27 protein-coding genes are annotated in these 26,524 nt (G+C 73.7%); 9 read left to right on the forward strand and 18 right to left on the reverse strand.

What is annotated here, in order from left to right:
• Positions 1 to 45 precede the first annotated feature (45 nt).
• Together ACIA5F_RS24850 and ACIA5F_RS24855 are read right to left on the reverse strand one after the other, a co-directional pair.
• On the reverse strand, positions 46 to 675 hold the full coding sequence (locus ACIA5F_RS24850; RefSeq protein ID WP_399356529.1) for a sigma-70 family RNA polymerase sigma factor: 630 nt from the start codon (positions 673 to 675) through the stop codon (positions 46 to 48).
• Positions 676 to 1,080: 405 nt separating this feature from the next.
• On the reverse strand, positions 1,081 to 1,692 hold the full coding sequence (locus tag ACIA5F_RS24855) for a response regulator transcription factor (RefSeq protein WP_003948568.1): 612 nt from the start codon (positions 1,690 to 1,692) through the stop codon (positions 1,081 to 1,083).
• A 379-nt stretch (positions 1,693 to 2,071) separates the two neighbouring features.
• On the opposite strand from ACIA5F_RS24855, the gene ACIA5F_RS24860 reads away from it, so the two are divergent.
• The gene (locus tag ACIA5F_RS24860; protein WP_399356531.1) at positions 2,072 to 2,419 is read left to right on the forward strand and encodes a WhiB family transcriptional regulator; all 348 of its coding nucleotides are present in this window, start codon (positions 2,072 to 2,074) and stop codon (positions 2,417 to 2,419) included.
• 145 nt (positions 2,420 to 2,564) lie between these two features.
• Here ACIA5F_RS24860 and ACIA5F_RS24865 read toward each other — a convergent pair whose 3' ends face one another.
• Positions 2,565 to 3,473 carry a LysR family transcriptional regulator gene (locus ACIA5F_RS24865; protein WP_399356533.1) on the reverse strand — a complete coding sequence of 303 codons (909 nt, stop codon included), beginning with the start codon at positions 3,471 to 3,473 and terminating at the stop codon, positions 2,565 to 2,567.
• A gap of 64 nt (positions 3,474 to 3,537) precedes the next feature.
• Between ACIA5F_RS24865 and ACIA5F_RS24870 the strand changes: the two genes are divergently transcribed.
• The 3 genes from ACIA5F_RS24870 (at position 3,538) to ACIA5F_RS24880 (ending at position 5,901) form a co-directional block, all read left to right on the forward strand.
• A complete protein-coding gene (locus tag ACIA5F_RS24870) occupies positions 3,538 to 4,233 on the forward strand; it encodes an MOSC domain-containing protein (protein ID WP_399356535.1) in 696 nt (231 codons plus the stop codon).
• A gap of 64 nt (positions 4,234 to 4,297) precedes the next feature.
• Entirely contained in the window at positions 4,298 to 5,071 is a 774-nt protein-coding gene (locus ACIA5F_RS24875) for an SDR family NAD(P)-dependent oxidoreductase (RefSeq protein WP_399356537.1), read from the forward strand.
• A gap of 128 nt (positions 5,072 to 5,199) precedes the next feature.
• Positions 5,200 to 5,901 (forward strand): ester cyclase, encoded by a 702-nt coding sequence (locus ACIA5F_RS24880; RefSeq protein WP_399356538.1) that lies wholly within the window; start codon positions 5,200 to 5,202, stop codon positions 5,899 to 5,901.
• A gap of 105 nt (positions 5,902 to 6,006) precedes the next feature.
• Here the strand turns inward: ACIA5F_RS24880 and groL are convergent, their stop codons facing one another.
• Together groL and groES are read right to left on the reverse strand one after the other, a co-directional pair.
• A complete protein-coding gene (gene groL, locus ACIA5F_RS24885) occupies positions 6,007 to 7,629 on the reverse strand; it encodes a chaperonin GroEL (protein WP_399356540.1) in 1,623 nt (540 codons plus the stop codon).
• A 112-nt stretch (positions 7,630 to 7,741) separates the two neighbouring features.
• Positions 7,742 to 8,050: a co-chaperone GroES gene (gene groES, locus ACIA5F_RS24890; protein ID WP_399356542.1), complete on the reverse strand. Its 309-nt coding sequence runs from the start codon at positions 8,048 to 8,050 to the stop codon at positions 7,742 to 7,744.
• 298 nt (positions 8,051 to 8,348) lie between these two features.
• On the opposite strand from groES, the gene ACIA5F_RS24895 reads away from it, so the two are divergent.
• Both ACIA5F_RS24895 and ACIA5F_RS24900 read left to right on the forward strand, forming a co-directional pair.
• Positions 8,349 to 8,507, forward strand: coding sequence for a hypothetical protein (locus tag ACIA5F_RS24895; protein WP_399356544.1), 159 nt, complete (start codon positions 8,349 to 8,351; stop codon positions 8,505 to 8,507).
• A complete protein-coding gene (locus ACIA5F_RS24900) occupies positions 8,495 to 9,889 on the forward strand; it encodes an FtsW/RodA/SpoVE family cell cycle protein (protein ID WP_399356546.1) in 1,395 nt (464 codons plus the stop codon). Before ACIA5F_RS24895 ends, ACIA5F_RS24900 begins: the two co-directional genes overlap by 13 nt.
• A gap of 69 nt (positions 9,890 to 9,958) precedes the next feature.
• Here ACIA5F_RS24900 and ACIA5F_RS24905 read toward each other — a convergent pair whose 3' ends face one another.
• The gene (locus tag ACIA5F_RS24905) at positions 9,959 to 10,828 is read right to left on the reverse strand and encodes a polysaccharide deacetylase family protein (protein ID WP_399356548.1); all 870 of its coding nucleotides are present in this window, start codon (positions 10,826 to 10,828) and stop codon (positions 9,959 to 9,961) included.
• A 263-nt stretch (positions 10,829 to 11,091) separates the two neighbouring features.
• Here ACIA5F_RS24905 and ACIA5F_RS24910 point away from each other — a divergent pair, with 263 nt between their 5' ends.
• Positions 11,092 to 12,330, forward strand: coding sequence for a methyltransferase domain-containing protein (locus ACIA5F_RS24910; RefSeq protein ID WP_399356550.1), 1,239 nt, complete (start codon positions 11,092 to 11,094; stop codon positions 12,328 to 12,330).
• 761 nt (positions 12,331 to 13,091) lie between these two features.
• On the opposite strand, the gene ACIA5F_RS24915 is transcribed toward ACIA5F_RS24910, so the two are convergent.
• From ACIA5F_RS24915 to tsaB, 4 genes are all read right to left on the reverse strand, one after another.
• Positions 13,092 to 13,364 (reverse strand): hypothetical protein, encoded by a 273-nt coding sequence (locus ACIA5F_RS24915; RefSeq protein ID WP_399356552.1) that lies wholly within the window; start codon positions 13,362 to 13,364, stop codon positions 13,092 to 13,094.
• Positions 13,361 to 14,536, reverse strand: a complete 1,176-nt coding sequence (tsaD, locus tag ACIA5F_RS24920; RefSeq protein WP_399356554.1) for a tRNA (adenosine(37)-N6)-threonylcarbamoyltransferase complex transferase subunit TsaD — start codon at positions 14,534 to 14,536, stop codon at positions 13,361 to 13,363. Before tsaD ends, ACIA5F_RS24915 begins: the two co-directional genes overlap by 4 nt.
• Complete coding sequence (gene rimI / locus ACIA5F_RS24925; protein WP_399356582.1) at positions 14,529 to 15,125, reverse strand: ribosomal protein S18-alanine N-acetyltransferase; 597 nt, start codon at positions 15,123 to 15,125, stop codon at positions 14,529 to 14,531. Before rimI ends, tsaD begins: the two co-directional genes overlap by 8 nt.
• A 71-nt stretch (positions 15,126 to 15,196) precedes the next feature.
• Positions 15,197 to 15,859, reverse strand: a complete 663-nt coding sequence (tsaB, locus tag ACIA5F_RS24930; RefSeq protein ID WP_399356556.1) for a tRNA (adenosine(37)-N6)-threonylcarbamoyltransferase complex dimerization subunit type 1 TsaB — start codon at positions 15,857 to 15,859, stop codon at positions 15,197 to 15,199.
• A 123-nt stretch (positions 15,860 to 15,982) separates the two neighbouring features.
• Between tsaB and ACIA5F_RS24935 the strand changes: the two genes are divergently transcribed.
• A complete protein-coding gene (locus tag ACIA5F_RS24935) occupies positions 15,983 to 16,552 on the forward strand; it encodes a hypothetical protein (RefSeq protein ID WP_399356558.1) in 570 nt (189 codons plus the stop codon).
• Between the two features lie 186 nt (positions 16,553 to 16,738).
• On the opposite strand, the gene ACIA5F_RS24940 is transcribed toward ACIA5F_RS24935, so the two are convergent.
• The 8 genes from ACIA5F_RS24940 to ACIA5F_RS24975 form a co-directional block, all read right to left on the reverse strand.
• Positions 16,739 to 16,921 (reverse strand): hypothetical protein, encoded by a 183-nt coding sequence (locus tag ACIA5F_RS24940; protein ID WP_399356560.1) that lies wholly within the window; start codon positions 16,919 to 16,921, stop codon positions 16,739 to 16,741.
• Between the two features lie 199 nt (positions 16,922 to 17,120).
• Entirely contained in the window at positions 17,121 to 17,699 is a 579-nt protein-coding gene (gene tsaE, locus ACIA5F_RS24945; RefSeq protein ID WP_399356562.1) for a tRNA (adenosine(37)-N6)-threonylcarbamoyltransferase complex ATPase subunit type 1 TsaE, read from the reverse strand.
• A complete protein-coding gene (locus ACIA5F_RS24950) occupies positions 17,650 to 18,900 on the reverse strand; it encodes an alpha/beta fold hydrolase (RefSeq protein WP_399356564.1) in 1,251 nt (416 codons plus the stop codon). Before ACIA5F_RS24950 ends, tsaE begins: the two co-directional genes overlap by 50 nt.
• 60 nt (positions 18,901 to 18,960) lie before the next feature.
• On the reverse strand, positions 18,961 to 20,100 hold the full coding sequence (alr, locus tag ACIA5F_RS24955; RefSeq protein ID WP_399356566.1) for an alanine racemase: 1,140 nt from the start codon (positions 20,098 to 20,100) through the stop codon (positions 18,961 to 18,963).
• Positions 20,101 to 20,448: 348 nt separating this feature from the next.
• Complete coding sequence (locus tag ACIA5F_RS24960; RefSeq protein WP_399356568.1) at positions 20,449 to 21,885, reverse strand: NAD(P)H-hydrate dehydratase; 1,437 nt, start codon at positions 21,883 to 21,885, stop codon at positions 20,449 to 20,451.
• Positions 21,886 to 21,935: 50 nt separating this feature from the next.
• Entirely contained in the window at positions 21,936 to 22,307 is a 372-nt protein-coding gene (locus ACIA5F_RS24965) for a holo-ACP synthase (RefSeq protein WP_399356570.1), read from the reverse strand.
• 34 nt (positions 22,308 to 22,341) lie between these two features.
• On the reverse strand, positions 22,342 to 24,189 hold the full coding sequence (glmS, locus tag ACIA5F_RS24970; protein ID WP_399356572.1) for a glutamine--fructose-6-phosphate transaminase (isomerizing): 1,848 nt from the start codon (positions 24,187 to 24,189) through the stop codon (positions 22,342 to 22,344).
• A gap of 151 nt (positions 24,190 to 24,340) precedes the next feature.
• Entirely contained in the window at positions 24,341 to 25,132 is a 792-nt protein-coding gene (locus ACIA5F_RS24975) for a hypothetical protein (RefSeq protein WP_399356574.1), read from the reverse strand.
• A 367-nt stretch (positions 25,133 to 25,499) separates the two neighbouring features.
• On the opposite strand from ACIA5F_RS24975, the gene coaA reads away from it, so the two are divergent.
• On the forward strand, positions 25,500 to 26,435 hold the full coding sequence (gene coaA, locus ACIA5F_RS24980) for a type I pantothenate kinase (protein ID WP_399356584.1): 936 nt from the start codon (positions 25,500 to 25,502) through the stop codon (positions 26,433 to 26,435).
• Positions 26,436 to 26,524 lie beyond the last annotated feature (89 nt).

Raw genomic sequence — 26,524 nt, forward strand, 5'->3', positions numbered from 1 at the left:
CTGCGGTTTCTCCGCCGCCCGGCCCTGCGGTCCCCCCGCCGCGGCCTACTGCTCGGCGAGGGCCCGGAGCCGGCTGAGCGCCCGGTGCTGGGCCACCCGGACCGCTCCGGGGGACATCCCGAGCATCTGCCCGGTCTCCTCGGCCGTCAGCCCGACCGCCACCCGCAGGACGAGCAGCTCGCGCTGGTTCTCCGGCAGGTTGGCCAGAAGTTTCTTGGCCCAGGCGGCGTCACTGCTGAGCAGTGCCCGTTCCTCGGGGCCCAGGGAGTCGTCGGGCCGCTCGGGCATCTCGTCGGACGGCACGGCCGTGCTGCCCGGGTGACGCATCGCGGCCCGCTGGAGGTCGGCGACCTTGTGCGCGGCGATGGCGAAGACGAACGCCTCGAAGGGCCGCCCGGTGTCCCGGTAGCGCGGCAGGGCCATCAGGACGGCGACGCAGACCTCCTGCGCCAGGTCCTCCACGAAGTGGCGAGCGTCACCGGGAAGCCGCGAGAGCCGGGTGCGGCAGTAGCGGATGGCCAGGGGGTGCACGAAGGCGAGCAGGTCGTGCGTGGCCTGCTCGTCGCCCTCCACCGCACGGCGTACGAGCGCGCTGGCACCCCCGGTGCCGCCGCTGTGGGCGGCGTCGGTGGGGCCGGTGGCCGTGGGTGACCCCGGGGCCTCGTCGTCGCGCATCGGTCCATGGTGCCTGGACCCGGGCCGATTCGCGGCACCACGGTCCGTGTTGTGCGTCGAAGCGTTATGAGCGGGTGCGCCGGAAGTCATGCTCTGCGCCCTCCCCTCCCGCTCGGCCGAATGGTCCCCGAGGAACTCCACACTCCCAAGGATGCGGCATCGCGCGCGAAGCGGACTACGGCGCGCACCGGGACGCGGCCCTGAAACGTCACGTCCCCCGGATCTCACCCCGCCGGTCCCCGGCGGCGCGCCGGGCAGGACGGGGCGGGGAAACCGCGCACGACGCACGCGGCGAGGCGGCGGGCGGCGCTGTTCCGGGGCGCCGCACGGGGCCGCCGGTGAGCGGCGGGCGGTCCCGTCCGCCGTGGCGGACGGGACCGCTCCCGGCGGCCCGTGACCCGGAGGTCAGCGGACCAGGCCCCAGCGGAAACCGAGGGCCACGGCGTGCGCCCGGTCGGAGGCCCCGAGCTTCTTGAAGAGCCTGCGGGCGTGGGTCTTGACCGTGTCCTCGGAGAGGAAGAGCTCGCGCCCGATCTCCGCGTTGGACCGGCCGTGACTCATGCCCTCCAGTACCTGGATCTCACGCGCGGTGAGCGTGGGCGCGGCGCCCATCTCGGCCGAGCGGAGCCGGCGCGGGGCCAGCCGCCAGGTGGGGTCGGCGAGGGCCTGGGTGACCGTGGCCCGCAGTTCGGCGCGCGAGGCGTCCTTGTGCAGGTAACCCCGGGCGCCGGCGGCGACCGCGAGGGCCACGCCGTCCAGGTCCTCGGCGACCGTCAGCATGATGATGCGGGCGCCCGGGTCGGCCGAGAGCAGGCGGCGAACCGTCTCCACACCGCCGAGTCCGGGCATCCGTACATCCATCAGAATCAGGTCGGAGCGGTCGGCACCCCAGCGGCGGAGGACTTCCTCGCCGTTGGCAGCCGTCGTCACACGCTCGACGCCGGGCACGGTGGCAACCGCGCGACGGAGCGCCTCTCGGGCAAGCGGGGAGTCGTCGCAGACGAGGACGGATGTCATGACCGCCCTCCGCAGCTGCTGATGCGCGTCACCTTGAGCCTCCAGGCTGGTACGTATCGTCACCTGTGCGGTCGATGCCCTCGGACAGCTGTCCGAGGGCTTCTTGGTTCAACCGCCTTCGCACTCTCAACGATGGTCACTCGAAAGAGTTACGGGTCGGACGGACACCTTCGGCACTCTACGTGAGGAAGCGGTCACGGGACAGGAGCCACGAGCCTTCCGTCCACCATCTGGAGCTATGCCCTATTTGGCGGCTTTCCTTCCGTTTTGCCCGTGTCTGAGGCTAGATTCCCAGTGAGTCATATTTACATCTACTACGACAGTAGGTGTGGAGACATGAACCGTATCCGCCTCAGTACCGGCACCAAGAGGACTACCCATGGCAGATTTCTCCCGCCTCCCCGGACCCAACGCCGACCTCTGGGACTGGCAGCTGCTGGCAGCCTGCCGCGGGGTCGACAGCTCCCTCTTCTTCCACCCGGAAGGCGAGCGGGGCGCGGCCAGGAGCGCGCGCGAGACCTCGGCTAAAGAGGTCTGCATGCGCTGCCCGGTGCGTTCGGAATGCGCCGCGCACGCCCTCGCCGTCCGTGAGCCCTACGGGGTGTGGGGCGGCCTCACCGAGGACGAGCGCGAGGAGCTGATGGGCCGCGCCAGGCACCGTCTGGTCCCCGCGTCGACCGTGACGACCGCGACCACCGCGGCGACCGGACCGACCCCGCCGCACTGACCCGCCGCACCGGCCGGCCGGACGGACGGGACGCGACGGACGCGACGGACGCGACGGCACGAAGGAACGTTTCCTCGGACGCCCCGCCGGCCCCCGCCAGCCCTGCACCGCACCCACCCGCCCGGCCGTACCGCCGTACGGCCGGTCAGCGGGTGGCGGCCCGTTCCAGTTCGGCCAGGGTCGCGGCCACGGCCGGCACCCGGGCCAGGTCGGGCAGGGTCAGCGCCACGACCTCCCGCTCGACGGCCGGTTCCACGGACAGGGTGGCGACGCCCTTGGCCCGGACGGACTCCACCGCCAGCTCCGGCAGCACCGCGACGCCCAGCCCCGCGCCGACCAGGCCGACCACCGCCGGGTAGTCGTCGGTGGCGAAGTCGATGCGCGGGGTGAAGCCCGCCTCCTCGCACACCTCCACCAGATGGCGGCGGCAGCGCGGACAGCCCGCGATCCAGGGGTCGTCGGCCAGCTCCGCCATGCCCACCCGCCCGGCTCCGGCCAGCCGGTGCCCCTCGGGGACCAGCCCGACGAGCCGGTCGGTCAGCAACGGGCGCACCACGAGCTCCTCCCACTCGGCGGCGGCCCCCGCCGCCCCGCGCTCCCCGCCGTACCGGAAGGCCAGCGCCACGTCGCAGTCGCCCTCGCGCAGCATCTCCACCGAGCGCGGGGGTTCGGCCTCGACCAGGGAGATCCGGGTTCCCGGGTGCGCGGCGCGCATCGCCGCGAGCGCGGTCGGTACCAGGGTGGAACTGCCGCTGGGGAAGGAGACGAGCCGGACCCGGCCCGCGCGCAGCCCGGCGATGGCCGCGACCTCCTCCTCGGCGGCGGTGAGCCCGGCGAGAATCCCGGCGGCGTGGCGGACCAGGGCCGTACCGGCCTGGGTCAGCCGCATCTCGCGGCCGGTACGGATGAGCAGCGGGGTGCCCGCCGACTGCTCCAGCGCCTTCATCTGCTGGGAGACGGCGGGCTGGGTGCAGCCGAGCTCGCGGGCTGCGGCGGAGAAGGAACCGGTCCCGGCGACAGCGCGCAGAACCCGGAGATGACGTGCCTCGATCACCCTTCGAGCATAAGCCCCGCTTTGACCGTGGGGCGAATATCTTCACGCCACTTTGGGTAAGGGGGTGAGCGTGATTCCCCCGGGTCCCCCGCGCCTGCTCTCCGTGAACACCGGCCGCGCGACGGTCGTCGACCACACCGACGCGGAGGGCGGGGTGACCGGCATCGGCAAGCGCCCCGTCCCCGGGCCGGTCCGCGTCTTCGCCCCGGGGCCCAAGGGCACCGGGGGCAGCGGCGTCGAGGGGGACGACGTCTGCGACGGGCGCCACCACGGCGGCGACCACCAGGCGGTCTACGCGTACGCCCGCGAGGACCTGGACCGGTGGGAGCGGGCGCTGGGGCGCGAGCTGCCCGGCGGGATCTTCGGCGAGAACTTCACCACCTCCGGCATCGACCTGAACACCGCGCGGATCGGCGACCGCTGGCGGGTCGGCGCGGAGCTCGTCCTCGAAGTGGCCTCGGCCCGCATCCCCTGCCGGACCTTCCAGGGCGCCCTCGGCGAGCCCGGCTGGGTCGGGCGGTTCACCCGGGAGGCCCGCCCGGGCGCGTACCTGCGGGTGCTCCGGGAGGGCTCGGTCTCCCCCGGGGACACCATCGCGATCGTCCACCGCCCGGACCACGACGTGACGGTCGAGCTCTGGTTCCGCGCCTTCACCACCGACCGCTCGCTGCTCCCGCGCACCCTGGCGGCGGGCGCCGCCCTGGAGCCGGAGGCCCGGGAGAGAGCCCTGCGCCACCTGGAGAAGTACGGGCCTGCCTGAGGGGCGCACGGGCCGGAGCGGGACCGGGGTCGGGCCGCGCGGAGGCGCCGGTTAGGTTGCGCCTATGACGACTGCGTTGATCACGGGAGCCACGGCGGGCATCGGCGCCGCCTTCGCCCGGCGGCTCGCCGCCCAGGGACACCATCTGGTGCTGGTGGCACGGGACACCCGGCGGCTCACGGAACAGGCCACCGAGCTGCACGACCGGCACGGCATCGAGGCCGAGGTGCTGACCGCCGACCTCTCCACCGACGAGGGCATCGCGGCGGTCGAGCGGCGCCTCGGCGACCGTACGCACCCGGTGGACCTGCTGGTCAACAACGCGGGCTTCGGGAACAAGGGCCGCTACCTCGACGTGCCCATGGCCGACGAGCTGGCCATGGTGAAGGTGCACATCGAGGCCGTGCTGCGGCTCACCTCGGCGGCGGCCGAGTCGATGCGCGCCCGGGGCCGGGGCGGTGTGATCAACGTGTCCTCGGTGGCGGCCTTCCTGCCGCGCGGCACGTACGGGGCCAGCAAGGCGTGGGTCGTGCAGTTCACCCAGGGCGCGGCGAAGGACCTGGCCGGGTCGGGGGTGCGGCTGATGGCGCTCTGCCCCGGCTTCGTGCGGACCGAGTTCCACCAGCGGGCCGGCATGGGCACGGGCAACATCCCGCGCTGGCTGTGGCTGGACGCCGACAAGCTGGTGGCGGAGGCCCTGACCGACCTGGCGCGGGGCCGGACGGTCTCGATCCCGGACCCCCGGTACAAGGCACTGATGGGCCTGGTGAAGCTGACCCCGCGCGGGGTCCTGGGCGGGGTGTCCTCCCGTACGGGCCGCAAGTACGGGCCGCAGTGACCCCGGGCCCGGCCCAGGCCTGCCCTGCCCGCCCGGTTTCGCTTTCCCCGTCTACCTGTGGGTAAACCCGTCAATCGGGTGAAATATCCCTAAACTGGATGTGTCCCGTCCATTTGGGAGGCGACACGATGACATTCGTACAGCTCATCGATTACGAGACGAAGCAGTCCGATGAGATGAACTCGCTCATCGACCACTGGGCGGAGCGCAGCAGCGGCAGACGCACGGCCACCCACACCCTGATCGGGCGGGACCGCGACGCCGGGACCCATTACGTGGACCTCGTCGAGTTCCCCTCGTACGAGGAGGCCATGCGCAACTCCCGGCTCCCGGAGACGGAGGCCCTGTTCCAGGAGATGGTGGCGCTCTGCGAGTCCATGCCCACCTTCAGGAACCTCGACGTGATCCGGGACGAGCACCTGGACAAGCTGGTCGTGAACCAGGTCTTCGACGGGCTCGCGGGCAAGGGCGGCGACGACGGCTTCTTCGAGGAGTGCGTCGCGGCGGGCTACACCGAGCACGACATCATGTCCGGCGCCGGCGCCGGCGGGGCCACCGGGCGCGAGGGCCTGCGCGCCACCGCGGCCACCTGGCGGGAGGGCTTCGACTTCTCCTTCGACCGGACGCGCCAGCTCGCCGAGGGCGACACCGTCACCACCCTGTGGAACTGGACCGGGACGCACCGGGGCGAGTTCATGGGCGTCGCTCCGACCGGCAGGGAGGTCACCATGGCGGGCTGCACGACCTTCCGCCTGGAGGACGGGCGGATCGCCGAGGGCTGGTGGTACTACGACGCGCCGGGCCTCATGCGCCAGCTGGCCGCGCGGTAGCCCCGGCCCGGAACGGCACCCGTACAGCCCCGCACACGCGGGAAGGCCCCGGTCACCGCCGCCTGAACGGCGGGGTGGCCGGGGCCTTCCTCGGTGGGGCCGCGATCAGTGGCTGTGGCCGTGACCGTGACCGGCGTCGCCCTCGTCGTCCGCAGGCTTCTCGACGACCAGGGTCTCGGTCGTGAGCAGCAGGGAGGCGATGGAAGCGGCGTTCTCCAGCGCGGAGCGGGTGACCTTGACCGGGTCGATGACACCGGCCTTGACCAGGTCGCCGTACTCGCCGGTGGCCGCGTTGAAGCCCTGGCCCTTGTCGAGCTCGGCGACCTTCGCGGTGATGACGTAACCCTCGAGACCGGCGTTCTCGGCGATCCAGCGCAGCGGCTCGACGGCGGCGCGGCGGACGACCGCGACACCCGTGGCCTCGTCACCGGTCAGGCCGAGGTTGCCCTCAAGGACCTTGACGGCGTGGACGAGCGCGGAGCCACCGCCGGAGACGATGCCCTCCTCGACCGCGGCGCGGGTCGCCGAGATGGCGTCCTCAAGGCGGTGCTTCTTCTCCTTGAGCTCCACCTCGGTGGCGGCGCCGACCTTGATGACGCAGACGCCACCGGCGAGCTTCGCCAGGCGCTCCTGCAGCTTCTCGCGGTCCCAGTCCGAGTCGGTGGACTCGATCTCGGCCTTGATCTGGTTGACGCGGCCGACGACGTCCTCGTGGCTGCCGCCACCGTCGACGATGGTCGTGTCGTCCTTGGAGATCGTGACGCGGCGGGCGGTGCCCAGCACGTCCAGACCGGCCTGGTCGAGCTTGAGGCCGACCTCCTCGGCGATGACGGTGGCACCGGTGAGGGTGGCCATGTCCTGGAGCATCGCCTTGCGACGGTCACCGAAGCCGGGGGCCTTGACGGCGACCGCGTTGAAGGTGCCGCGGATCTTGTTGACGACGAGGGTGGAGAGCGCCTCGCCCTCGACGTCCTCGGCGATGATCAGCAGCGGCTTGGAGGCGCCGGCCTGGATGACCTTCTCCAGCAGCGGCAGGAGGTCCTGGATCGAGGAGATCTTGCCCTGGTTGATCAGGATGTACGGGTCGTCGAGGACGGCTTCCATACGCTCCTGGTCGGAGACCATGTACGGGGAGAGGTAGCCCTTGTCGAAGGCCATGCCCTCGGTGAACTCCAGCTCCAGGCCGAAGGTGTTGGACTCCTCGACGGTGATGACACCGTCCTTGCCGACCTTGTCCATCGCCTCGGCGATGAGCTCGCCGACCTGCTGGTCCTGCGCGGAGAGCGCGGCCACGGCGGCGATGTCGGACTTGTCCTCGATCGGGCGGGCGGTCGCGAGGAGCTCCTCGGACACGGCCTTGACCGCGGCGTCGATGCCCTTCTTCAGGGAGGCCGGGGAGGCGCCGGCGGCGACGTTGCGCAGACCCTCGCGGACCAGCGCCTGGGCCAGCACGGTCGCGGTGGTGGTGCCGTCACCCGCGATGTCGTTGGTCTTGGTCGCCACCTCCTTGACGAGCTGGGCGCCCAGGTTCTCGTACGGGTCGTCCAGCTCGACCTCACGCGCGATGGTGACACCGTCGTTGGTGATGGTCGGAGCGCCGAACTTCTTGTCGATGACGACGTTGCGGCCCTTGGGGCCGATCGTCACCTTGACCGTGTCGGCAAGCTTGTTGACGCCGCGCTCAAGGGCGCGACGGGCGTCCTCGTCGAACTTCAGGATCTTCGCCATGGAAGCGGTTCAGCCCTCTCGGATACTCGGGGTTCAACGAACTACGCCCCTCGCCGCCCGGCAATCAGCGGGGTGACCAGGGGCGCAGCTCAAAGCAAGACTGGTGAAGTGACTACTTCTCGATGATCGCGAGAACGTCGCGAGCCGAGAGGACGAGGTACTCCTCGCCGTTGTACTTCACTTCGGTGCCGCCGTACTTGCTGTACAGCACGACGTCGCCCACGGTGACGTCCAGCGGAAGACGCTGGCCGTCCTCGAAGCGACCCGGGCCCACCGCGAGGACGACGCCCTCCTGGGGCTTCTCCTTCGCGGTGTCCGGGATGACCAGGCCGGAGGCCGTGGTCTGCTCGGCGTCGAGCGGCTGGACCACAATGCGGTCCTCAAGCGGCTTGATGGCAACCTTGGAGCTGGTGGTCGTCACGATCCGACCTCCCCCTTCGGAGATCCGGGGTTAACTGTCTGAGGTGGCGACCAGGTCGATCCGTCGTCGCGGGTGCCGGATCTGCCTGTCGCTGTGTTGGCACTCACCAGGGGTGAGTGCCAGGTGCGACACTATTCCGGCGATTAGCACTCGGTCAAGCGGAGTGCCAATTCCCGACCCCCGGGTGTGATGCGGACGGCCGGAAACCGGCGCTCCGTCCGCCGCCCGGACCGCCTCCGGACCGCCCGCCGAGGCGGCCGTCAGGAACCACGGGGAGGGCGACAACGTCGTAAACGGCATGAAAACAACGCTCCGCACCGCCGAACGGACCGGGCTCCCGAGCCCCGCGAGCCCGGACACACCGGGCGTGGGCGCGGCGGGCGTGGGCGCGGCGGGTGCCGCGGGGGCCGCCGCCGTGCCGGAGCCGAGCGGTGGCGGCGCGCGGTGCGTGGCCTGAGGCCCCTGACGGCGGCGGGCGCCCGCCGCCGTACCGAGGCGCTGCTGCTGGCCCTCGTCGTCCTCATCACCGTCGCCGGCCGTGCCAGTGCCGGTCTGGCCATGAACGACGAGCTGCCGCCCAACCTGGCCGGCTTCACGATCAGCATGACGCTGCTGTCGCTGGTGGGGCACCTGGGCGTGCGCCGGTTCGCGGCCTACGCGGACCCGCTGGTCCTCCCCCTCGCCATGCTGCTGACCGGGCTGGGGCTGGTGCTGCTGCACCGGCTCGACCAGGGGTACATCGAGCGGTACGACGCGGACGCGAACGCCCCCGGACAGCTCCTGTGGACGGTGGTCGGGGTCGCCGCCTGCCTCCTGGTCGTGGCGCTGCTGCGCGACCACCGGCTGCTCCAGCGGTTCATCTACCTCACGATGGCCGTCGCGCTGGTGCTGCTGATCGCGCCGGTGTTCTTCGGCGCGGACACCTACGGCGCGAAGCGGTGGATCGTCCTGTTCGGGCTCTCGCTCCAGCCCGGCGAGTTCGTGAAGATCATGATCGCGGTCTTCTTCGCCGGGTACCTGGTCGTCCACCGGGACTCGCTGGCGCTGACGGGCCGCAGGTTCCTGGGCGTGCGGCTGCCCCCGATGCGCCAGCTCGGCCCGATCGTCACGGTGTGGGTCGTCTCGATGCTGGTCCTGGTCTTCGAACGCGACCTCGGGACCTCGCTGATCTTCTTCGGCGTCTTCGTCGTGATGCTCTACGTGGCCACCGAGCGCACCAGCTGGATCGTGTGCGGGCTGCTGATGGCCTCGGTGGGCGCCTTCGTGGTCGGCTCGACGGAACCGCACGTCAAGGCGCGCGTGGCGGCCTGGCTGGAGCCGCTCGCGGTCTACTCGCCGAGCCCGCCGCCGGGGCTCACCTCGGACCAGTCGGCGCAGGCGCTGTTCAGCTTCGGCACGGGCGGCATCTCCGGCACCGGCCTGGGCATGGGCCACCCCGAGCTGATCAAGTTCGCCGGGCGCAGCGACTTCATCCTGACCACGGTCGGCGAGGAGCTGGGGCTGGCCGGGGTCATGGCGGTCCTGCTCCTGTACGGGCTCCTCGTGCAGCGGGGGCTGCGGATGGCGCTCGCCGCGCGGGACCCGTTCGGCAAGCTCCTGGCGGTGGGTCTCGCCTCGGCGCTGGCCCTCCAGGTCTTCGTGGTCGCGGGCGGCGTCACCGGCCTGATCCCGCTGACGGGCAAGGCCCTGCCCTTCCTGGCCAAGGGCGGCTCGTCCCTCCTGGCCAACTGGATCATGGTCGCCCTGCTCCTGCGCATCAGCGACAGCGCGGAGCGCCAGCGCGAGGCGGACATCCGGGACCCGGCGGAGACGACGCTCACCCCGGTGGCCACCGCGTAGCCCCGGCGGGGGCCGGCGACCGGGCGGGGCCGCGGCTCCCGCCGGAGTCCGCCGGAGTCCGCCGGGTGCCTACAGGTAGTCCTCCAGCCGGGCCACGGCGAAGCCCTTGTCCGTGACGGTCTTCATGACGTGGCGGATCATGTCGGGCATCGATCCCTTCCAGTCCTCCCGGCCCCGGAAGTGCGTGAGGATGATGTCACCGGCGTGCAGGTCGCGATCCCACTCGCGCCAGTCCATCCGGTTGGGGAACGCCTCGGCGTTCCACAGCGGCGCCGCCTTGATCCCGCAGGACTTGGCCGCGCGCAGGGTGTCCTCGTTGTAGTTGCCGTAGGGCGGCCTGAAGAGCGTCGGCCGCTTGCCGAACACCCGCTGGATCGTGTCCTGCTGGCCGCAGATCTCCTCGCGCTGCTGCTCGTAGGAGAGCGCGGGCAGGTAGCGGTGGTTGAGGGTGTGGTTGTTCAGCGTGACCCCCGCCGCCTGCATCTCCTTGAAGTACGGGTAGTTGTCCCGCACGACGTAGTCGCTGAGGAAGGCCGTGTACGGGATGCGCAGCTCCCGCATCATCTTCAGGAACTCGGGGTCCTTCTCCGCGCCGTCGTCGATCGTCAGGAAGACGACCTTGTCCTCGGTCGGGACGGTGGTGAAGACGGGTGGGAGTTCGTCGCCGCCCCACACCTCGAAGCCCTCGCGGGTGGTGATCTCGGGCTTCTCCTTCGGCGCCGCCGGGGCGGCCAGCGGCACCTTGGCCAGGCCCCACTTCTTCGCGGCGACGACGCGGGCCTGCTGGGCCGCCTTCAGCCGCTCCGCCTGGGTGACGGCGGCCCCGGCCGCGCCCGCGGCGCCCGCCTCCTTGCCGGTCTTCGACTTCTCCGGTGCCCCGGAGTCCGCGGAACCGCACGCCGTCCCGAGGGTCGCGACCAGCAGTGCGGCCAGCGCCACCCCGAACCGGCCACGCGGACGCGCCGCGTACCGGTGACCATGTTGCGTCTTATCTTCCTTTTGTCCTACTAGCTGCATAGCTGCGCATCCTGGCATCCGGCGCGCGCCCGCCCCGGGCGACACCGCGAGCCGGGAGCCCACCTTCCTCCGAAAGGCCCACACCCCGGGCGATACCCCGGGCCATACCCCGGCGGCCCGGCGCCCGTGGCCGTCCGCCCGCCCCGGGCCCCGCCCCGGTCCGCCCGGGCCGCCCGTCGCCGACAATGGACCCCGTGACCCCCGAAGCCTTCGCCGCCCTCCTCGCCCCCGAGGGCCGCGCCCTCCTCGACTCGCTCCGCGACCACGACCCGGCCCAGGAACTCGCCCTCGCCACCCGGCTGCGCCGCGAGCACCCGGCCGAGCTGGTCTCCGCCGCGCTCGGGCAGGCCCGGCTGCGGCAGCGGGCGGTGGCGAAGTTCGGGGCCGAGGACGCCTTCCGGATGTACTTCACGCCCGGCGGCGGCGAGATGGCCACCCGCGCCTCCGTGGCCTCGTACCGCGCCCGGCGCCTCGCGGAGCTGGGCGTGCGCAGCCTCGCCGACCTCTGCTGCGGCATCGGCGGGGACGCCCTCGCCCTGGCCCGGCTCGGCATCCGGGTCCTGGCGGTGGACCACGACCCGCTGACCGTCGCCGTCGCCCGCGCCAACGCCGAGGCGCTGGGGCTGACGGAGCTGATCGAGGTCCGGGAGGCGGACGTGACGGAGGTGGACGTCCGCGCGTACGACGCCGTCTTCGTCGACCCGGCCCGCCGCGGCGGCCGGGCGGGGGGCGGGCGGATCTTCGACCCGGAGTCCTACTCGCCGCCGCTGTCCTGGGCGGTCGGGGCCGCCCGCGCGGCCCGGTACGCCGCCGTCAAGATCGCCCCCGGCATCCCGCACGAGGCCGTGCCCGCCGAGGCCGAGGCCGAGTGGATCTCCGACCACGGGGACGTCAAGGAGGCCGTGCTCTGGTTCGGGACCTCCCCCGGGACGGTCCGCGCCACCCTGCTGCCCGGCCCCCGCTCCCTGCACACCACCGACCCGCTCCCCGACCCGCAGGCCGGGCCGGTGGGCCGCTACCTCTACGAGCCGGACGGGGCCGTCATCCGCGCCCATCTCGTCGCCGAGGTGGCCCGGGAGCTGGACGGCAGGCTGATCGACCCGACCATCGCCTACATCACCGCCGACGAGCTGCGCGCGACGCCGTACGCGACCGCGTACGAGATCACCGATGTGCTGCCCTTCGGCCTGAAGAAGCTGAAGGCGCTGCTGCGGGAGCGCGGGGTCGGCATCCTGACCGTGAAGAAGCGGGGCTCCGCGATCGAGCCCGAGGAGCTGCGCCGGAAGGTCAAGCCGCAGGGGCCGAACTCCGCGACCGTCTTCCTGACCCGGGTGGCGGGGGCTCCGTCGATGCTGATCGGGTCCCCGGCCAGGCCCCCTGCCCCGGTTCCCGCCCCGGCTCCGGGGGCGGCGGGGCGGCGGTAGTCCCGCCGGGGCCCGGGAAGGCCCGTACGGCCCAGCGGTAGTGCGCCGCCGCCTTGGCGACGCCCAGCAGCGCGGTGACCCAGAGGATCATGCCGAGCCCGACGTGGTAGGCGACCTCGGCGTACGTGTCCTCGCCCGGCCGGGCCGAGGCCGTGGCCCCGAGGACCACCCACAGCGCCAGCGCGCCCAGCCCGAGCGAGGCCAGCAGCCAGGTCAGGCTCCGGCCGGGGGCGCGGACCCGGGCGTCCACGGCCGGGTCGCGGCCCGCCCTCGCCCACGCGTCGAGCAGCAGGCGCGCCCGCCGGTCGTGCCGGGCGCCCGAGACGAGCCAGAACCCGGCCGGGACCAGGACGCCCACCCCGAGCGCGGCGAAGAGCACGCCCAGGGCGTGCCCGGACAGGCCGCCGTCGCCGAAGGCCGTCACCGCCGTGCCGAGGAAGGACCAGCCGAGGACGAAGACCGCCGAGACGGCCCAGAGCAGCAGCAGCCGCCCCGGGCCCAGAGCGCTGCGGCCCAGTTCCCGCAGGACCCGCGCGCGGTCGGCCCGTACGACGGCCTCGTCCTGCCAGGCGCGCGGATGCGCGGGGGGCGGCGGAGGCGGCAGCTCGCGACAAGGCATGCTCATGACGATAGCGCCACCGCGTGCAGCGGCGCTGGAGTCCGGCCGGGTGGAGCCCGGCCGGGCCGGGCAGGCTCCGTACGGGCCCCCGAAGCCCCGGACGGCGGCCCCGGGCGCCCCTGCCGGATCAGCCCCCGCCGGATCAGCCCCCGCCGGTCTCCACGGATTCGAACCGCCAGCGGTGGACCGCGCGCACGACCAGGTCGGCGGCGGGTTCGGGGAGTTCGGGCAGGTCCGCCGTGACGCCCCCGGCCGTCTCCCACCAGGTGATGACCAGCACCCGGTCCTGTGGGGCCCGGAGCACCTCGCGGCGCGCCGGTTCCCGGGCCAGGACCTGCGCGCGGGCCCACTCCAGCAGCTCGCCGCCCCGGCCGGCGGCGGCCCGGGCCTCCCACATCAGCGCGACGGTGGTCATGAGTACAGGTTGTCCTTGCTCAGCTCGTGCAGGTGGTCATGACTGTGGCCGTGGTCATGACTGTGGCCGTGGTCATGACCGTGGCCGTGGTCATGACCGTGGCCGTCGTGCCCGTGGTCGTGCGGGTGCGTGCCCGGGACGTGCGGCTCGGTCACCGGCAGCGAGGAGTCCGCCGACAGGTCCCAGTCCGAGGCCGGCCGGTTCCGCTTGACCATCTCCGCGCCCAGCGCCGCCACCATCGCGCCGTTGTCCGTGCACAGCTTCGGCCGGGGCACCCGCAGCACGATCCCCGCGTCGTCGCACCGCTCCTTCGCCAGCGACCGCAGCCGGGAGTTGGCCGCCACACCGCCGCCGATCATCAGGTGGTCGACGCCCTCGTCCTTGCACGCGCGGATCGCCTTGCGCGTCAGCACGTCCACCACGGCCTCCTGGAAGGACGCCGCCACATCGCGCACCGGCACCTCCTCGCCCGCGTTCCGCTTCGCCTCGATCCAGCGGGCGACGGCCGTCTTGAGCCCGGAGAAGGAGAAGTCGTACGCCGCGTCGCGCGGCCCCGTCAGCCCGCGCGGGAAGTTGATGGCCTTCGGGTCGCCCTCGCGCGCCAGCCGGTCGATGACCGGGCCGCCGGGGAAACCCAGCTGGAGCACGCGGGCGATCTTGTCGAACGCCTCGCCCGCCGCGTCGTCGATGGTCGCGCCCAGCGGCCGTACGTCGCTGGTGATGTCCGGTGCCAGGAGCAGCGAGGAGTGGCCGCCCGAGACGAGCAGGGCCATCGTCGGCTCCGGCAGCGGCCCGTGCTCCAGCTGGTCCACGCAGATGTGCGAGGCCAGGTGGTTGACCCCGTAGAGCGGCTTGCCGAGCGCGTACGCGTACGCCTTGGCCGCCGAGACGCCCACCAGCAGGGCCCCCGCCAGGCCGGGTCCGGCGGTCACGGCGATGCCGTCGAGGTCGCGGGCGCTGACCCCGGCCTCCTTCAGGGCGCGTTCGATGGTCGGGACCATCGCCTCCAGGTGCGCCCGCGAGGCCACCTCGGGCACGACGCCGCCGAAGCGCGCGTGCTCGTCCACGCTCGACGCGATCGCGTCCGCGAGCAGGGTGGTGCCGCGGACGACGCCGACGCCGGTCTCGTCGCAGGAGGTCTCGATACCGAGGACGAGCGGTTCGTCAGCCATGGGTCTCACCTTGTACGGGTCCGTGCACGGGTACGGAGCGTGCGGTCGCGGGGTCGGTCGTGGAATCGGTCGCGGGGTCGGAGCGGCGCATCACGAGCGCGTCGACGTTGCCGGGCTGGTAGTAGCCGCGCCGGAAACCGACGGGCTCGAAGCCGAAGCGCTCGTAGAGCCGCTGGGCCCGGGTGTTGTCGACCCGGACCTCCAGCAGCACCTCGGCACACTCGAACGCGGTGGCGGCGCGCAGCAGGTCGGTCAGGAGCCGGGCGCCGAGCCCGGTCCCCCAGGTGTCGGGCGCGACGGCGATGGTCTGGACGTCGGCCAGGTCACCGGCGGCGGCCAGCCCGGCGTAGCCGACGAGACGGCGGCCGGAGCCACTGCCGCTGCCGGTGACGTCGCCGATACCGTCGTCTTCGCCTTCACCTTCGCCTTCGACGGCCGGGGTGGCGGTCTCGGCGACGACGTAGCGCCGGGTGGCGTGCGGGCCGCGGGAGCGGGCCAGCTCGGACCAGAACATCCCGGCGGACCAGGCGTCGTCGGGGAACAGCTCGTGCTCCAGTTCCAGCACGGGCTCGATGTCCCACCAGCGCATCTCGCGCAGTGCGACGGCGCCGCCGCGCGGCGGCGCCGGTGCGGGGCCGTGGTCGGGCGGCGGGCCGGCGGTCACTGCGGGGTGACCACCTTGTAGTTCTTGGGCACCTGCGCGTCGGGCCGGCGCAGGTAGAGCGGGGTCGGCGGGAGGAACTCCGCCCCGGCCGCCAGTCGCCGGGCGGCCAGGGCCGCGAGGGCGGCGGCCGACTGGTGCTCGGGCTCGCGCGCGTCCGGGAACACCTCGGGGTAGAGCCGCGCGCCCTGGCCCACCGCGGGCACTCCGGCGACCCGCTCGGCGATGTCGGCGGGGCGGTCCACGGCGGGCTCGCCGACCCGCGTGTACGGGTCCTCGTACCGCGCCCAGTAGACCTCCTTGCGCCGCGCGTCGGTGGCGACGGTGAAGGGGCCCTCGATCCCGGCGGCCCCGGCGGCGTACGCGAGGCCGTCCAGCGTGCACAGGCCGTGGACGGGCACGCCCAGCACGGAGGCGAAGGTGGCGGCGGTGACGAGGCCGACGCGCAGCCCGGTGTAGGGGCCGGGGCCGACGCCGACGACGATGCCGGTGACGGCGTCGAGCGTGAGCCCGGCTCCGGCGAGGACCTTGTCGACGGAGGGCAGCAGCAGCTCCCCGTGGCGGCGGGCGTCGACCTGGTTCGACTCGGCGAGGACGGACTCGCCGTCGTGCAGGGCGACGGTGACGGCGGGCGTGGCGGTATCTACAGCGAGCAAGAGCACGCGAACAGCCTACGACTCCGGGGCCCCGGGCCCTTCCGGCCGGTCGCGGGGCGGCCCGGCTGCTACCGTCGACCCGGGTATTCGCCCAGGCATTCCAGGGGTAGCGCGGAGAGGTGGAGCAAGGTGGCACGCAGCAGCTCGGGAATCGTGGCCGGGCTCACCGTGGCGGCGCTCGCCGTCATCGGCTTCCTCGGCTACCAGGCGTCCGCGAGCGCGCCCGCGCCCGTCGCCAAGGCCGCCCCGCCGGTACCGGCGGCGGTCCCCGTGCCGAGCCGGTCCGCCGCCAAGCAGGACCCGGCCAAGCAGGCCCCGGCCCCGGTCCCGGCCGACTCCGGGACGGGCATGCGCGTCGTGTACTCGCCGTCCCAGAAGCGGGTGTGGCTGGTCGCGGAGAACGGGCAGGCGCAGAAGTCGTTCACGGTGATGCCGAGCACGGTCCACCCGAAGCCGGGCAGCCATGTGGTCGTCTCGCGTTCGGGCGCGGTCACCGGCTCGGACGGGGTACCGATCGAGCACGTCGTCCGCTTCGCCACCACCGAGGGCGTCTCGGTCGGTTTCAGCGCCCGCGTGGACGGCGCCACCCCGGCGCCCGACGCGGGCAAGAAGACCGGCGGCATCCGCATGTCCCGCGCGGACGGCGACGCGATGTGGGCCTTCGCCCTGCGGGACGTGAAGGTCGTCGTCGTCCCCTGACGGCTCCCCGCACTCCTGGGCCCGCACTCTTGAGCCCGGACCCCTGGGGACCGGACCCCTGAGCGAGGGCTCCCGGCCCCGCCCCGGTTCCCCTGACGGCTCCTGCTCCGTCTTCACCCGTACGGACGACAGGGCGATCCGCCGACGGACCCCACCGGGCGCCCGCCCGGGCTCCGCCGGACCGGCTCAGGCCGCCTCGGACTCCGGGAGGTCCCGCTCCGCGCGGGCCACGGGCGTGACGGCGGGCGCCGCGGGTTCCCGCGCGGGCGGCGTCGAGACGGCCGCGGCGGCCCTGCCCGCGGCGAGCAGCGTCCGCATGGACACGACGGACGGGCGGGGGTCGCGCTCTGCTCCTGCTGGTGCCGGCATGACTGCCTCCTGGGCCCCGGTGCGGCGAACTTAGGCATACCTAAGCAACTCTCGCTACCATGTGACCACGCCCGCCGCCACCAGCGCAATATCTTGCCGACGAGTTGTCGGCACGTTTCCCCCGAAGGGCCCGCCCGGCCACAAGGTCCGTCCGGAGCCCGCCCCGGGCCGCAGGAGGGCGGCTGCCCCGGGAGGGCGGTTACCCCGAGAGCGCGACGGCCAGGGCGTCCAGCGCCGCCCCGTCGGCCCAGCGCGTGCCGACCCCGCGCACCGAGACCTCCCGTACGTCGTCCAGCACCTCCTCGTGGCCGACCGCCCGGGCGATCACCACGTGCAGCCGGTCGTCGGAGAGCTCCTCCACCTTGCCGTCGCCCCACTCCACGACGACCACGGACTCGGGCAGCGAGACGTCGAGGTCCAGGTCCTCCATCTCGTCCAGCCCGCCGCCCAGGCGGTACGCGTCCACGTGCACCAGCGCCGGACCGCCGACCAGTGACGGGTGGACCCGGGCGATCACGAAGGTCGGCGAGGTCACGGCCCCGCGCACGCCCAGGCCCTCGCCGAGGCCTCGGGTCAGGGTGGTCTTGCCCGCGCCCAGCTCGCCGGTGAGCAGCACGAGATCGCCGGGGCGCAGCAGGCCGGCGATCCTGCGGCCCAGTTCCCGCATGGCGTCCGGCGAATCGACGGTGATCAGGGTCTCGGCGGCCACGGGCTCCACGGCGGCGGCCTCAGCCGCCGGTGCCGGGTCCCGCCGCGCTTCCCTCGGTACTTCTTCCATGCGCGCCAACGTTAGCCGGTACCCGGACCTCCCCGGTCCGCGTCAGCAGCCCGGCCAGCAGTGCCGTCACGGCCTGCGGGTGCTCCAGCATCATCAGGTGCCCGGCGGACTCCAGGACCACCAGCTCGGCGCCGGGCAGCGCGTCCTTGATCGCCTCGCTGTGGCCGGGCGGGGTGATCATGTCCCGGTCCCCGGCGACGACGGTGACCGGGATGTCCGCGAACAACCGGAGCGCGGCGGTCTTGTCGTGGGTCTGGAAGGCCGGGTAGAACTCGGCGACCACGTCGATCGGGGTGGCCTCGATGAGCCGCTCCGCGAAGCGCGCGACGCCCGGGTCCACCTCCCGGGAGCCGAACGAGTACAGCTTGATCATGCCCGCGAGCAGGTCGGCGGTGGCCCGCCGCCCCCGCTCCACCAGCTCCGCCTGCGAACCGAGCAGCTTGAGCACGCCCGGCAGGAGCCCCCGCACGACGGCCGTGCCGAGGGAGGGGAGCCCGTACGTCACCTCGCCGAGGCCGCCGCTGGAGGTACCGATCAGGGCCACGCCGACGACGCGCTCCCGCACCAGCGCGGGGAACTGCTCGGCCATCGCCATGACGGTCATGCCGCCCATCGAGTGACCCACGAGGACCAGCGGGCCCTCGGGGGCGGCGGCGTCGAGGACGGCCTTCAGGTCGCGGCCGAGCTGCTCGATGGTCACCGGCTCGCCGTCCGCCTGGGCGAGGCCGCGCGCGCTGCGGCCGTGGCTGCGCTGGTCCCAGTAGACGGACCGGACCACCCCGCGCAGGGCCGCGCGCTGGAAGTGCCAGGAGTCCTGGCCGAGGCAGTAGCCGTGGCAGAAGACGACGGTGACCGGGGCCGGGCGGCCCGCAGCGGGGTCGGCGCCCTCGGCGGACCGACCGGACTCACCGGACTCACCGGTCCCAGCGGTCTCGCCGCTCCCAGCAGGCTCGCCGACCCCACCTACCCCACCGACCTCGTCGGTCTCGTAGTACAGCTCGGTGGCGTCCTCGGCCCGGCAGGTTCCGCCGGTCCCGCGCAGGGACCCGTAGTCCCCGGTGGCGTCGAGCGCGAGCCGCGCCTCGCGGCGCATCCCGCGCCCCACCGTGATCCGTTCGACCGCGACCCCGGCCGCCGCGCCCGCCGCGAGCACGCCGATGGCGGCGCCCGCCCATCCGGCCTTGCGCCAGTTCTCGCTCACGCCGACCTCACTCAGCACTCAGCACACCCGGCACACCCGGCGCACCCGGCCGCACGCACGTCAGCCGTTGCGGTACACCCTGGGCACGCGCCCCCCGATACGGGTGACGATCTCATACGCGATCGTGTCGGCCGCCTCGGCCCAGTCCTCGGCGGTGGGCTCGCCGCGCGCGGCGTCCCCGAAGAGCACGACCGTCGCGCCCTCGTGGGCGAGGTCCCCGGGGCCCAGGTCGACCACGAACTGGTCCATGGCCACCCGCCCGGCGACCCGCCGGATCTTCCCGCCGACGAGAACGGGGCCGCGCCCCGAGGCATGGCGCGGGATGCCGTCCGCGTAGCCGACCGGGATCAGCCCCAGCCGGGTCTCGGCCCCGGTGGTGTAGTGGTGCCCGTAGCTCACCCCGTGCCCGGCGGGCACGGTCTTGACCAGCGCGAGGGACGCCTTCAGCGTCATCGCGGGCCGCAGCCCCAGCTCGGCCGAGGTGCCCAGCTCGGGGGCGGGCGAGATCCCGTAGAGGGCGATCCCGGTGCGGACCAGGTCGAAGTGGCTCTCGGGGAGGGTCAGGGTCGCGGGCGAGTTGGCGAGGTGACGGACCTCGGGGTCCACGCCCTCCTTCTCGGCGTGGGCGAGCAGGTCGCGGAAGGCCGCGAGCTGGAGCGCGACGGAGGGGTGGCCGGGCTCGTCGGCGCAGGCGAAGTGCGACCAGACGCCGGTGACCCGGACGGTGCCCTCGGCCTGCGCGGCGACGGCCGCGCCGACGAGCTCCGCCCAGTCGGCGGGCTGGCAGCCGTTGCGGCCGAGTCCGGTGTCCGCCTTGAGGTGGACCCGCGCGGTGCGCCCGGCCGCGCGGGCGGCCTCCCGCACCTCGTCCAGGGCCCACATCCCGCTGACGGAGACGTCGATGTCCGCCTCGATCGCCTCCCGCCAGGGCCCGCCGGGCGTCCACAGCCAGCACAGCAGCCGCCCGCCGACCCCGGCGGCGCGCAGCGCGAGCGCCTCCCCGGGCGTGGCCGTGCCCAGCCAGGTCGCACCGGCCTGCTGGGCGGCGGTCGCGCACTCCACGGCGCCGTGGCCGTAGGCGTTCGACTTCACGACGGCCATCAACTCGGCCCGCGGGGCCCGCTCGCGCAGGGTGCGTACGTTCCCCCGTACGGCGTCAAGGTCGATCTCGGCGTACGCGCGCGTCGGTGTCTCGTTCATCCCCCCCAGTCTCTCAGAACCCCCACCCACCCCCACATACACGGCCCCGCATTCCCAACCCCGCCGCTCCCCAAAGCCACAGCCCCGCATCCTCAGCCTCACCGCTCCCCCAAGGCCACAGGCCCGCATCCTCAGCCCCGCCGCTCCCCAAGGCCACGGCCCCGCATCCTCAGCCCCGCCGGCGATTGAGGCGCGGGGCACGGGGCGGAGCCCCGGATCGGTGACCCGCCACCCCGTCGCCGCCCACCTCTTCAAGGCCACAGGCCCGCATTCTCAGCCCCGCCGGCGATTGAGGCGCGGGGTACGGGGCGGAGCCCCGGATCGGTGACCCGCCACCCCGTCGGGCCGTCACCCCGTCGTCCCCGGGGACGGGTCCGGGGAGCGGACGTCCCGCCAGGCCCCCGGCAGGGCTTCCGCGACCTGCTGCGCCAGCACCGGCGCCCCGGACGCCGCCCGCCGCGCGGCCAGCCCGTGCAGGTACGCGGCCACCGCCCCCGCGTCCGCCCCGGACAACCCGCCCGCCAGCAGGGCCCCGGCCAGCCCGGCCAGCACGTCGCCGCTGCCCGCCGTCGCCAGCCACGCGGTCCCCGTCGGGTTCACCCGCACCGGCCCCCCGGCCCCGGCGACCAGCGTGGTGGACCCCTTCAGCAGCACGGTCGCCCCGTACCGCTCCGCCAGCGCCCGCACCGCCGCCAGCCGCCCCGCCTCCACCGACTCCCGCGCCACGCCCAGCAGCGCCGCCGCCTCCCCCGCGTGCGGGGTCAGCAGGGTCGGGGCCGCGCGCGCCCGCAGAACCCCGGGGTCCAGCCCGCGCAGCCCGTCCGCGTCGACCAGGACCGGCACGTCCTGCGCCAGCAGCTCCGCGACCTCACCGGCCCGCCCCTCCCCCAGCCCCGGCCCGGCCACCCACGCCTGGACCCGCCCCGGCCCGATCAGCGTCTCCGGGTACCGCGCGAGCACGGCCCGGTCCGCCGGTCCCACGTACCGCACCGCGCCCGCGCCGCCCCGCAGCGCGCCCGCCACGGCCAGCACCGCGGCGCCCGGGTACTGCCGGGACCCGGCGAGGACCCCGACCACCCCGCGCCGGTACTTGTCGCTCGTCGCCGTCGGCACCGGCAGCAGCGCCGCCACGTCGGCGTGTTGCAGGGCCTGTGCGCCGGGCCCGGGGAGCACCGCGCCCAGCCCGAGGTCCACCAGCGCCACCGCGCCCGCCCGCGAGGCCCCCGGGTCGATCAGCAGCCCCGGCTTGTACGCGCCGAAGGCGACCGTGACGTCCGCCCGCACCGCCGCGCCCGCCACCTCCCCGGTGTCCGCGTCGACCCCGCTCGGCAGGTCCGCGGCGACCACGAGGGCCCCGTCCGGGATCTGTTCCACCAGCGCCGCCGCGGCCGGCCGCAGCCCGCCCCGCCCGCCGATCCCGACGAGCCCGTCCACCACCAGGTCGACCCGGCGCGGCACGGCCTCGGCCACGCGCCCCCCGGCTCCCCGCAGCGCGGCCAGCCCCCCGGGGTGCACCCGCCCGGGGTCCATCGGTACCGCCGTGACCCCGGCGCCGCGCCGGGCGAGCCGGGCCCCGGCGTACAGGGCGTCGCCGCCGTTGTCCCCGGGCCCGACCAGCAGCACGACCCGCGACCCGTACACCCGTCCGGTGCGCCGGGCCAGCAGCTCCGCGCACACGGCGGCCAGCCCGGCCGCCGCCCGCCGCATCAGGGCGCCCTCGGGCAGCCGGTCCATCAGCAGCCGCTCGGCGGCCCGTACGGTCTCCACGCTGTAAGCAGTACGCATGGGGCCAGCCTGCCCCCGGCGGCCCGCACCCGGCGACCCCTGCCCCTCGGCTACCCCTCGGCGATCACCACGGCCGACGCCACCCCCGCGTCATGGCTCAGCGAGAGGTGCCAGGAGCGCACTCCCAGCGCCACCGCCCGCGCCTCGACCGTCCCGGACACCCGCAGCCGCGGCTGCCCGGTGGTCTCGACGTACACCTCCGCGTCGGTCCAGAGCATCCCGCCGGGCGCGCCGAGCGCCTTGGCGAGCGCCTCCTTGGCGGCGAACCGGGCGGCGAGCGAGGCGATCCCGCGCCGCTCCCCGCTCGGCAGCGTCAGCTCCGCCTCGACGAACAGCCGCTTCGCCATGCCGGGCGTCCGGTCCAGCGCCGCGGCGAACCGTTCGATCTCGGCCACGTCGATCCCCACACCGATAATCACCACACCAGCCCAACCGGTGCACTCGCACCACGCACCACTACTCCACGGTCACCGACTTGGCGAGGTTACGCGGCTGGTCCACCTCGTTGCCCCGCGCCGTCGCCAGCTCGCAGGCGAACACCTGCAACGGCACCGTCGCCACCAGCGGCTGGAGCAGCGTGGGCGTCGCCGGAATCCGGATCAGGTGGTCGGCGTACGGCACGACCGCCTCGTCGCCCTCCTCCGCGATCACGATGGTCCGCGCCCCGCGCGCCCGGATCTCCTGGATGTTCGACACGATCTTGTCGTGCAGCACCGACCGCCCGCGCGGCGAGGGGACGACCACCACCACCGGCATGTCCGGTTCGATCAGCGCGATCGGCCCGTGCTTGAGCTCGCCCGCCGCGAAGCCCTCGGCGTGCATGTACGCCAGCTCCTTGAGCTTGAGCGCACCCTCCAGCGCCACCGGGTAGCCGACGTGGCGCCCCAGGAACAGCACGGTGTCCTTCCCGGCCAGCGACCGCGCGAGTTCCCGTACCGGCTCCATCGTCTCCAGGACGGTGTCCACGGCGGCGGCGATGTCGGACAGCTCGCGGATCACCAGCTCGACCTCGTCGCCCCACTTGGTGCCCCGCACCTGCCCGAGGTAGAGCGCGACCAGGTAGCAGGCCACCAGCTGCGTCAGGAACGCCTTGGTCGAGGCGACGGCCACCTCCGGACCGGCGTGCGTGTACAGCACGGCGTCCGACTCGCGCGGGATCGTCGACCCGTTGGTGTTGCAGACGGCCAGCACCCTGGCGCCCTGCTCGCGCGCGTGCCGCAGCGCCATCAGGGTGTCCATGGTCTCGCCGGACTGCGAGATCGCGATCACCAGCGTCCGCTGGTCCAGGATCGGGTCGCGGTAGCGGAACTCGCTGGCCAGCTCCGTCTCGCACGGGATGCGGGTCCAGTGCTCGATGGCCAGCTTCGCGATCATGGCCGCGTGGTACGCCGTCCCGCACGCCACGATCACCACCTTGTCGACCTCCCGGAGCACCGGGGCCGGGATGCGCACCTCGTCCAGGGTCAGTGAGCCGTTGGCGTCGATCCGGCCCAGGAGGGTGTCGGCGACGGCCTTCGGCTGCTCGGCGATCTCCTTGAGCATGAAGTAGTCGTACCCCCCCTTCTCGGCCGCCGAGGCGTCCCAGTCCACGCGGTACGCCCGTACCTGCGCGGGCGCGCCGTCGAAACCGGTCACCGTGACCCTGTCGCGGCGGAGTTCGACGACCTGGTCCTGTCCCAGCTCGATCGCGGACCGGGTGTGCGCGATGAAGGCGGCCACGTCCGAGGCGAGGAAGTTCTCGCCCTCCCCGACGCCCACCACCAGCGGCGAGTTCCGGCGCGCGCCGACCACCACGTCCGGCTCGTCGGCGTGCACCGCGACCAGCGTGAACGCCCCCTCCAGGCAGCGGCACACCTGCCGCATGGCCTCCGCGAGGTCCCCGGTGGCCGCGAAGCGCTCCGCCAGCAGGTGGGAGACGACCTCGGTGTCCGTCTCGGACTCCAGCCGGTGTCCGCGCCCGGCCAGGTCGGCGCGGAGCCCGGCGAAGTTCTCGATGATGCCGTTGTGGACGACGGCCACCCGGCCGGAGTTGTCGAGGTGCGGGTGGGCGTTGGTGTCGGTGGGCCCGCCGTGGGTCGCCCACCGGGTGTGCCCGAGCCCCGTGGAACCGGCCGGCAGCGGGTGCCCGACCAGCTCCTTCTCCAGATTGACCAGCTTCCCGGCCTTCTTCGCGCAGGCGAGGCCCCCGTCGAAGAGGACGGCGACCCCGGCCGAGTCGTAGCCGCGGTACTCCAGCCGTTTGAGTCCGGCGACGACCACGTCGAGCGCCGACTGCGCTCCCACATAACCCACAATTCCGCACATACGCCGCAGCGTACGACGGGCCCGGCCCTCTTCCCGGGACCCGAGCCGACGAAAAACCCGCCCCGGCGAAACGCGCCGGGGCGGGGTTGACGACTCTTCGAACGGCCGGACGAACGACCGCGCGGGCCGCCGGGGGCCGCGCGGGGTGGGATCAGCCGAGCTTCTTGACCTGCGCCTCGATGACGGCCTTCGGCTGCTTGGCGGTGCCGCCCAGGCTGTGGGCGGAGAAGATCGCGAGGGTGTTGCCCTTACGCACGAACGCGAGCTCCATGTTCATCGGAGCGCCTTCCACGTCGGCCGTCAGGGTGTAGGAGAGCGCCTCGTCACCCGCGGTGACAGCGGCACCCGGGCCCACCTTGGTGATCTTGAGGGAGGCGTCCGCCTGACCGGCCGTACCGGCCGTGTAACCCCCGGCGCAGGCCGCGCCCGCCGTCTTGTAGGTGGCGAACGCCTCCTGGGCGCCCTTGCCCTCGTACGAGGCGAGGGTGACGAAGTCGACCTGGGAGCCGCGCAGGGCCTCCATCATGGCCTTCGCCTTCTCGTCCTCGCTGGCGCCCGCAGCGGCGTCCTTGCCCCTGGTGGCTTTGGTGAGGGCCTTGACCCGGGCGGCGCCGACCGTGGTACCGGCCGGGGCCAAGGACTGCGCCTTCACCAGCGACAGGCACTCGGGCTTGTCACTGGTCGACTCCGCGAGATCGGCCGGGGTGGGCTGCTTGACCTCGTGGTCCGGAAGGTCGGCCTGGGTCAGGATCAGGGCGCCCAGCTCGGCATCCGTCTTCCCCTTGACGACCGGAGCGGCCGGGGACGGGGCGGTGGACGCGCCGGCCGCGGGCTTGGCGTCGGCCTTGGTCTCGGCCTTCTCGGAGCCGCAGGCGGTGGCCAGCAGGGTCAGCGACACCGCGGAAGCGGTCAGGACGGTACGACGGACAAGAGCGGTACGCACGATGGATTTCCCCCACACGAACGACAGAAAGGAGCACGAAGAGCGGCGGCGGCAGCCGGGAGGGCGCGAGCGGCACCCGGACACGGCAAGGCACGCGTCAGCACTACGGCAGAAGGCAATCTACTGGTAAAACGATCAGTCGGCCGGGGTTTTCCCCCATCCCCGGCCGATCATGACCACCACGAGACCCTCACGCGTCCCACCCCCACGTGACCGACCCCACCACCCACATCCGGCCCGTACCCCCGACAATGGCGGTGTGATCACCTCGCCGCCACGGAGCACGCCGGACAGCGCGACGGAGCGCACCGACCGGCCGGAGCGCCCCGATCGCCCCCACCGCCGGGGCCCCGACGCCTCGCCGTACGTGGACCTCACCCGCGCCGAGTGGAGCGCCCTGCGCGAGCGGACCCCGCTCCCCCTCACCGCCGACGAGGTCGAGCGGCTGCGCGGCCTCGGCGACGTCATCGACCTCGACGAGGTCCGTGACGTGTACCTGCCGCTCTCGCGGCTGCTCAACCTCTACGTCGGCGCCACCAGCAACCTCCGCGGCACCCTCAACACCTTCCTCGGCGACGCGGGCAACGGCCACGGCGCCCAGCAGGGCACCCCCTTCGTCATAGGGGTCGCCGGTTCCGTCGCCGTCGGCAAGTCCACCGTGGCCCGGCTGCTCCAGGCGCTGCTCGCCCGCTGGCCCGAGCACCCGCGCGTGGAACTGGTGACCACGGACGGCTTCCTCTACCCGATGCGGGAGCTCCAGCGGCGCGGCCTCACCTCCCGCAAGGGCTTCCCCGAGTCCTACGACCGCCGCGCGCTCACCCGCTTCGTCGCCGACATCAAGGCCGGCAAGGACGAGGTCACGGCCCCGGTCTACTCGCACCTGATCTACGACATCGTCCCGGGCGAGCGGCTCGTCGTCCGCCGCCCGGACATCCTCATCGTCGAGGGCCTCAACGTCCTGCAACCCGCCCTGCCCGGCACGGACGGCCGCACCCGCGTCGCCCTCGCCGACTACTTCGACTTCAGCGTGTACGTGGACGCGCGCCCCGAGGACATCGAGCGCTGGTACCTCAACCGGTTCCGGAAGCTGCGCGAGACCGCGTTCCAGAACCCCTTCTCCTACTTCCGCAAGTACACCCAGGTCTCGGAGGAGGAGGCGCTGGAGTACGCGCAGACGATGTGGCGGACGATCAACAAGCCCAATCTGCTGGAGAACGTGGCGCCCACCCGCGGCCGGGCCACCCTCGTCGTCCGCAAGGGCCCCGACCACAAGGTCCAGAAGCTCAGCCTGCGCAAACTCTGACCCCTGTTGACTGGTGCCGCGGGGGGGGGGGGGGGGGGGCGCCCGGGGGGGGGGGGGGCCCGCCCCCGCGCGGGGGCGGGGGGGTGGTG

It is taken from the genome of Streptomyces sp. NPDC051567 (assembly GCF_044454165.1).
In the GTDB taxonomy this organism is placed as follows: Bacteria; Actinomycetota; Actinomycetes; order Streptomycetales; family Streptomycetaceae; genus Streptomyces.

Coding starts and splice junctions, on each gene's coding strand:
- ACIA5F_RS24850 (WP_399356529.1), bottom strand. CDS start 675: ATGCGCGACGACGAGGCCCCGGGGTCACCCACGGCCACCGGCCCCACC.
- ACIA5F_RS24855 (WP_003948568.1), bottom strand. CDS start 1,692: ATGACATCCGTCCTCGTCTGCGACGACTCCCCGCTTGCCCGAGAGGCG.
- ACIA5F_RS24860 (WP_399356531.1), top strand. CDS start 2,072: ATGGCAGATTTCTCCCGCCTCCCCGGACCCAACGCCGACCTCTGGGAC.
- ACIA5F_RS24875 (WP_399356537.1), top strand. CDS start 4,298: ATGACGACTGCGTTGATCACGGGAGCCACGGCGGGCATCGGCGCCGCC.
- ACIA5F_RS24880 (WP_399356538.1), top strand. CDS start 5,200: ATGACATTCGTACAGCTCATCGATTACGAGACGAAGCAGTCCGATGAG.
- groL (WP_399356540.1), bottom strand. CDS start 7,629: ATGGCGAAGATCCTGAAGTTCGACGAGGACGCCCGTCGCGCCCTTGAG.
- ACIA5F_RS24895 (WP_399356544.1), top strand. CDS start 8,349: ATGAAAACAACGCTCCGCACCGCCGAACGGACCGGGCTCCCGAGCCCC.
- ACIA5F_RS24910 (WP_399356550.1), top strand. CDS start 11,092: ATGGACCCCGTGACCCCCGAAGCCTTCGCCGCCCTCCTCGCCCCCGAG.
- ACIA5F_RS24915 (WP_399356552.1), bottom strand. CDS start 13,364: ATGACCACCGTCGCGCTGATGTGGGAGGCCCGGGCCGCCGCCGGCCGG.
- tsaD (WP_399356554.1), bottom strand. CDS start 14,536: ATGGCTGACGAACCGCTCGTCCTCGGTATCGAGACCTCCTGCGACGAG.
- rimI (WP_399356582.1), bottom strand. CDS start 15,125: ATGCGCTGGTGGGACATCGAGCCCGTGCTGGAACTGGAGCACGAGCTG.
- ACIA5F_RS24940 (WP_399356560.1), bottom strand. CDS start 16,921: ATGCCGGCACCAGCAGGAGCAGAGCGCGACCCCCGCCCGTCCGTCGTG.
- tsaE (WP_399356562.1), bottom strand. CDS start 17,699: ATGGAAGAAGTACCGAGGGAAGCGCGGCGGGACCCGGCACCGGCGGCT.
- alr (WP_399356566.1), bottom strand. CDS start 20,100: ATGAACGAGACACCGACGCGCGCGTACGCCGAGATCGACCTTGACGCC.
- ACIA5F_RS24960 (WP_399356568.1), bottom strand. CDS start 21,885: ATGCGTACTGCTTACAGCGTGGAGACCGTACGGGCCGCCGAGCGGCTG.
- glmS (WP_399356572.1), bottom strand. CDS start 24,189: ATGTGCGGAATTGTGGGTTATGTGGGAGCGCAGTCGGCGCTCGACGTG.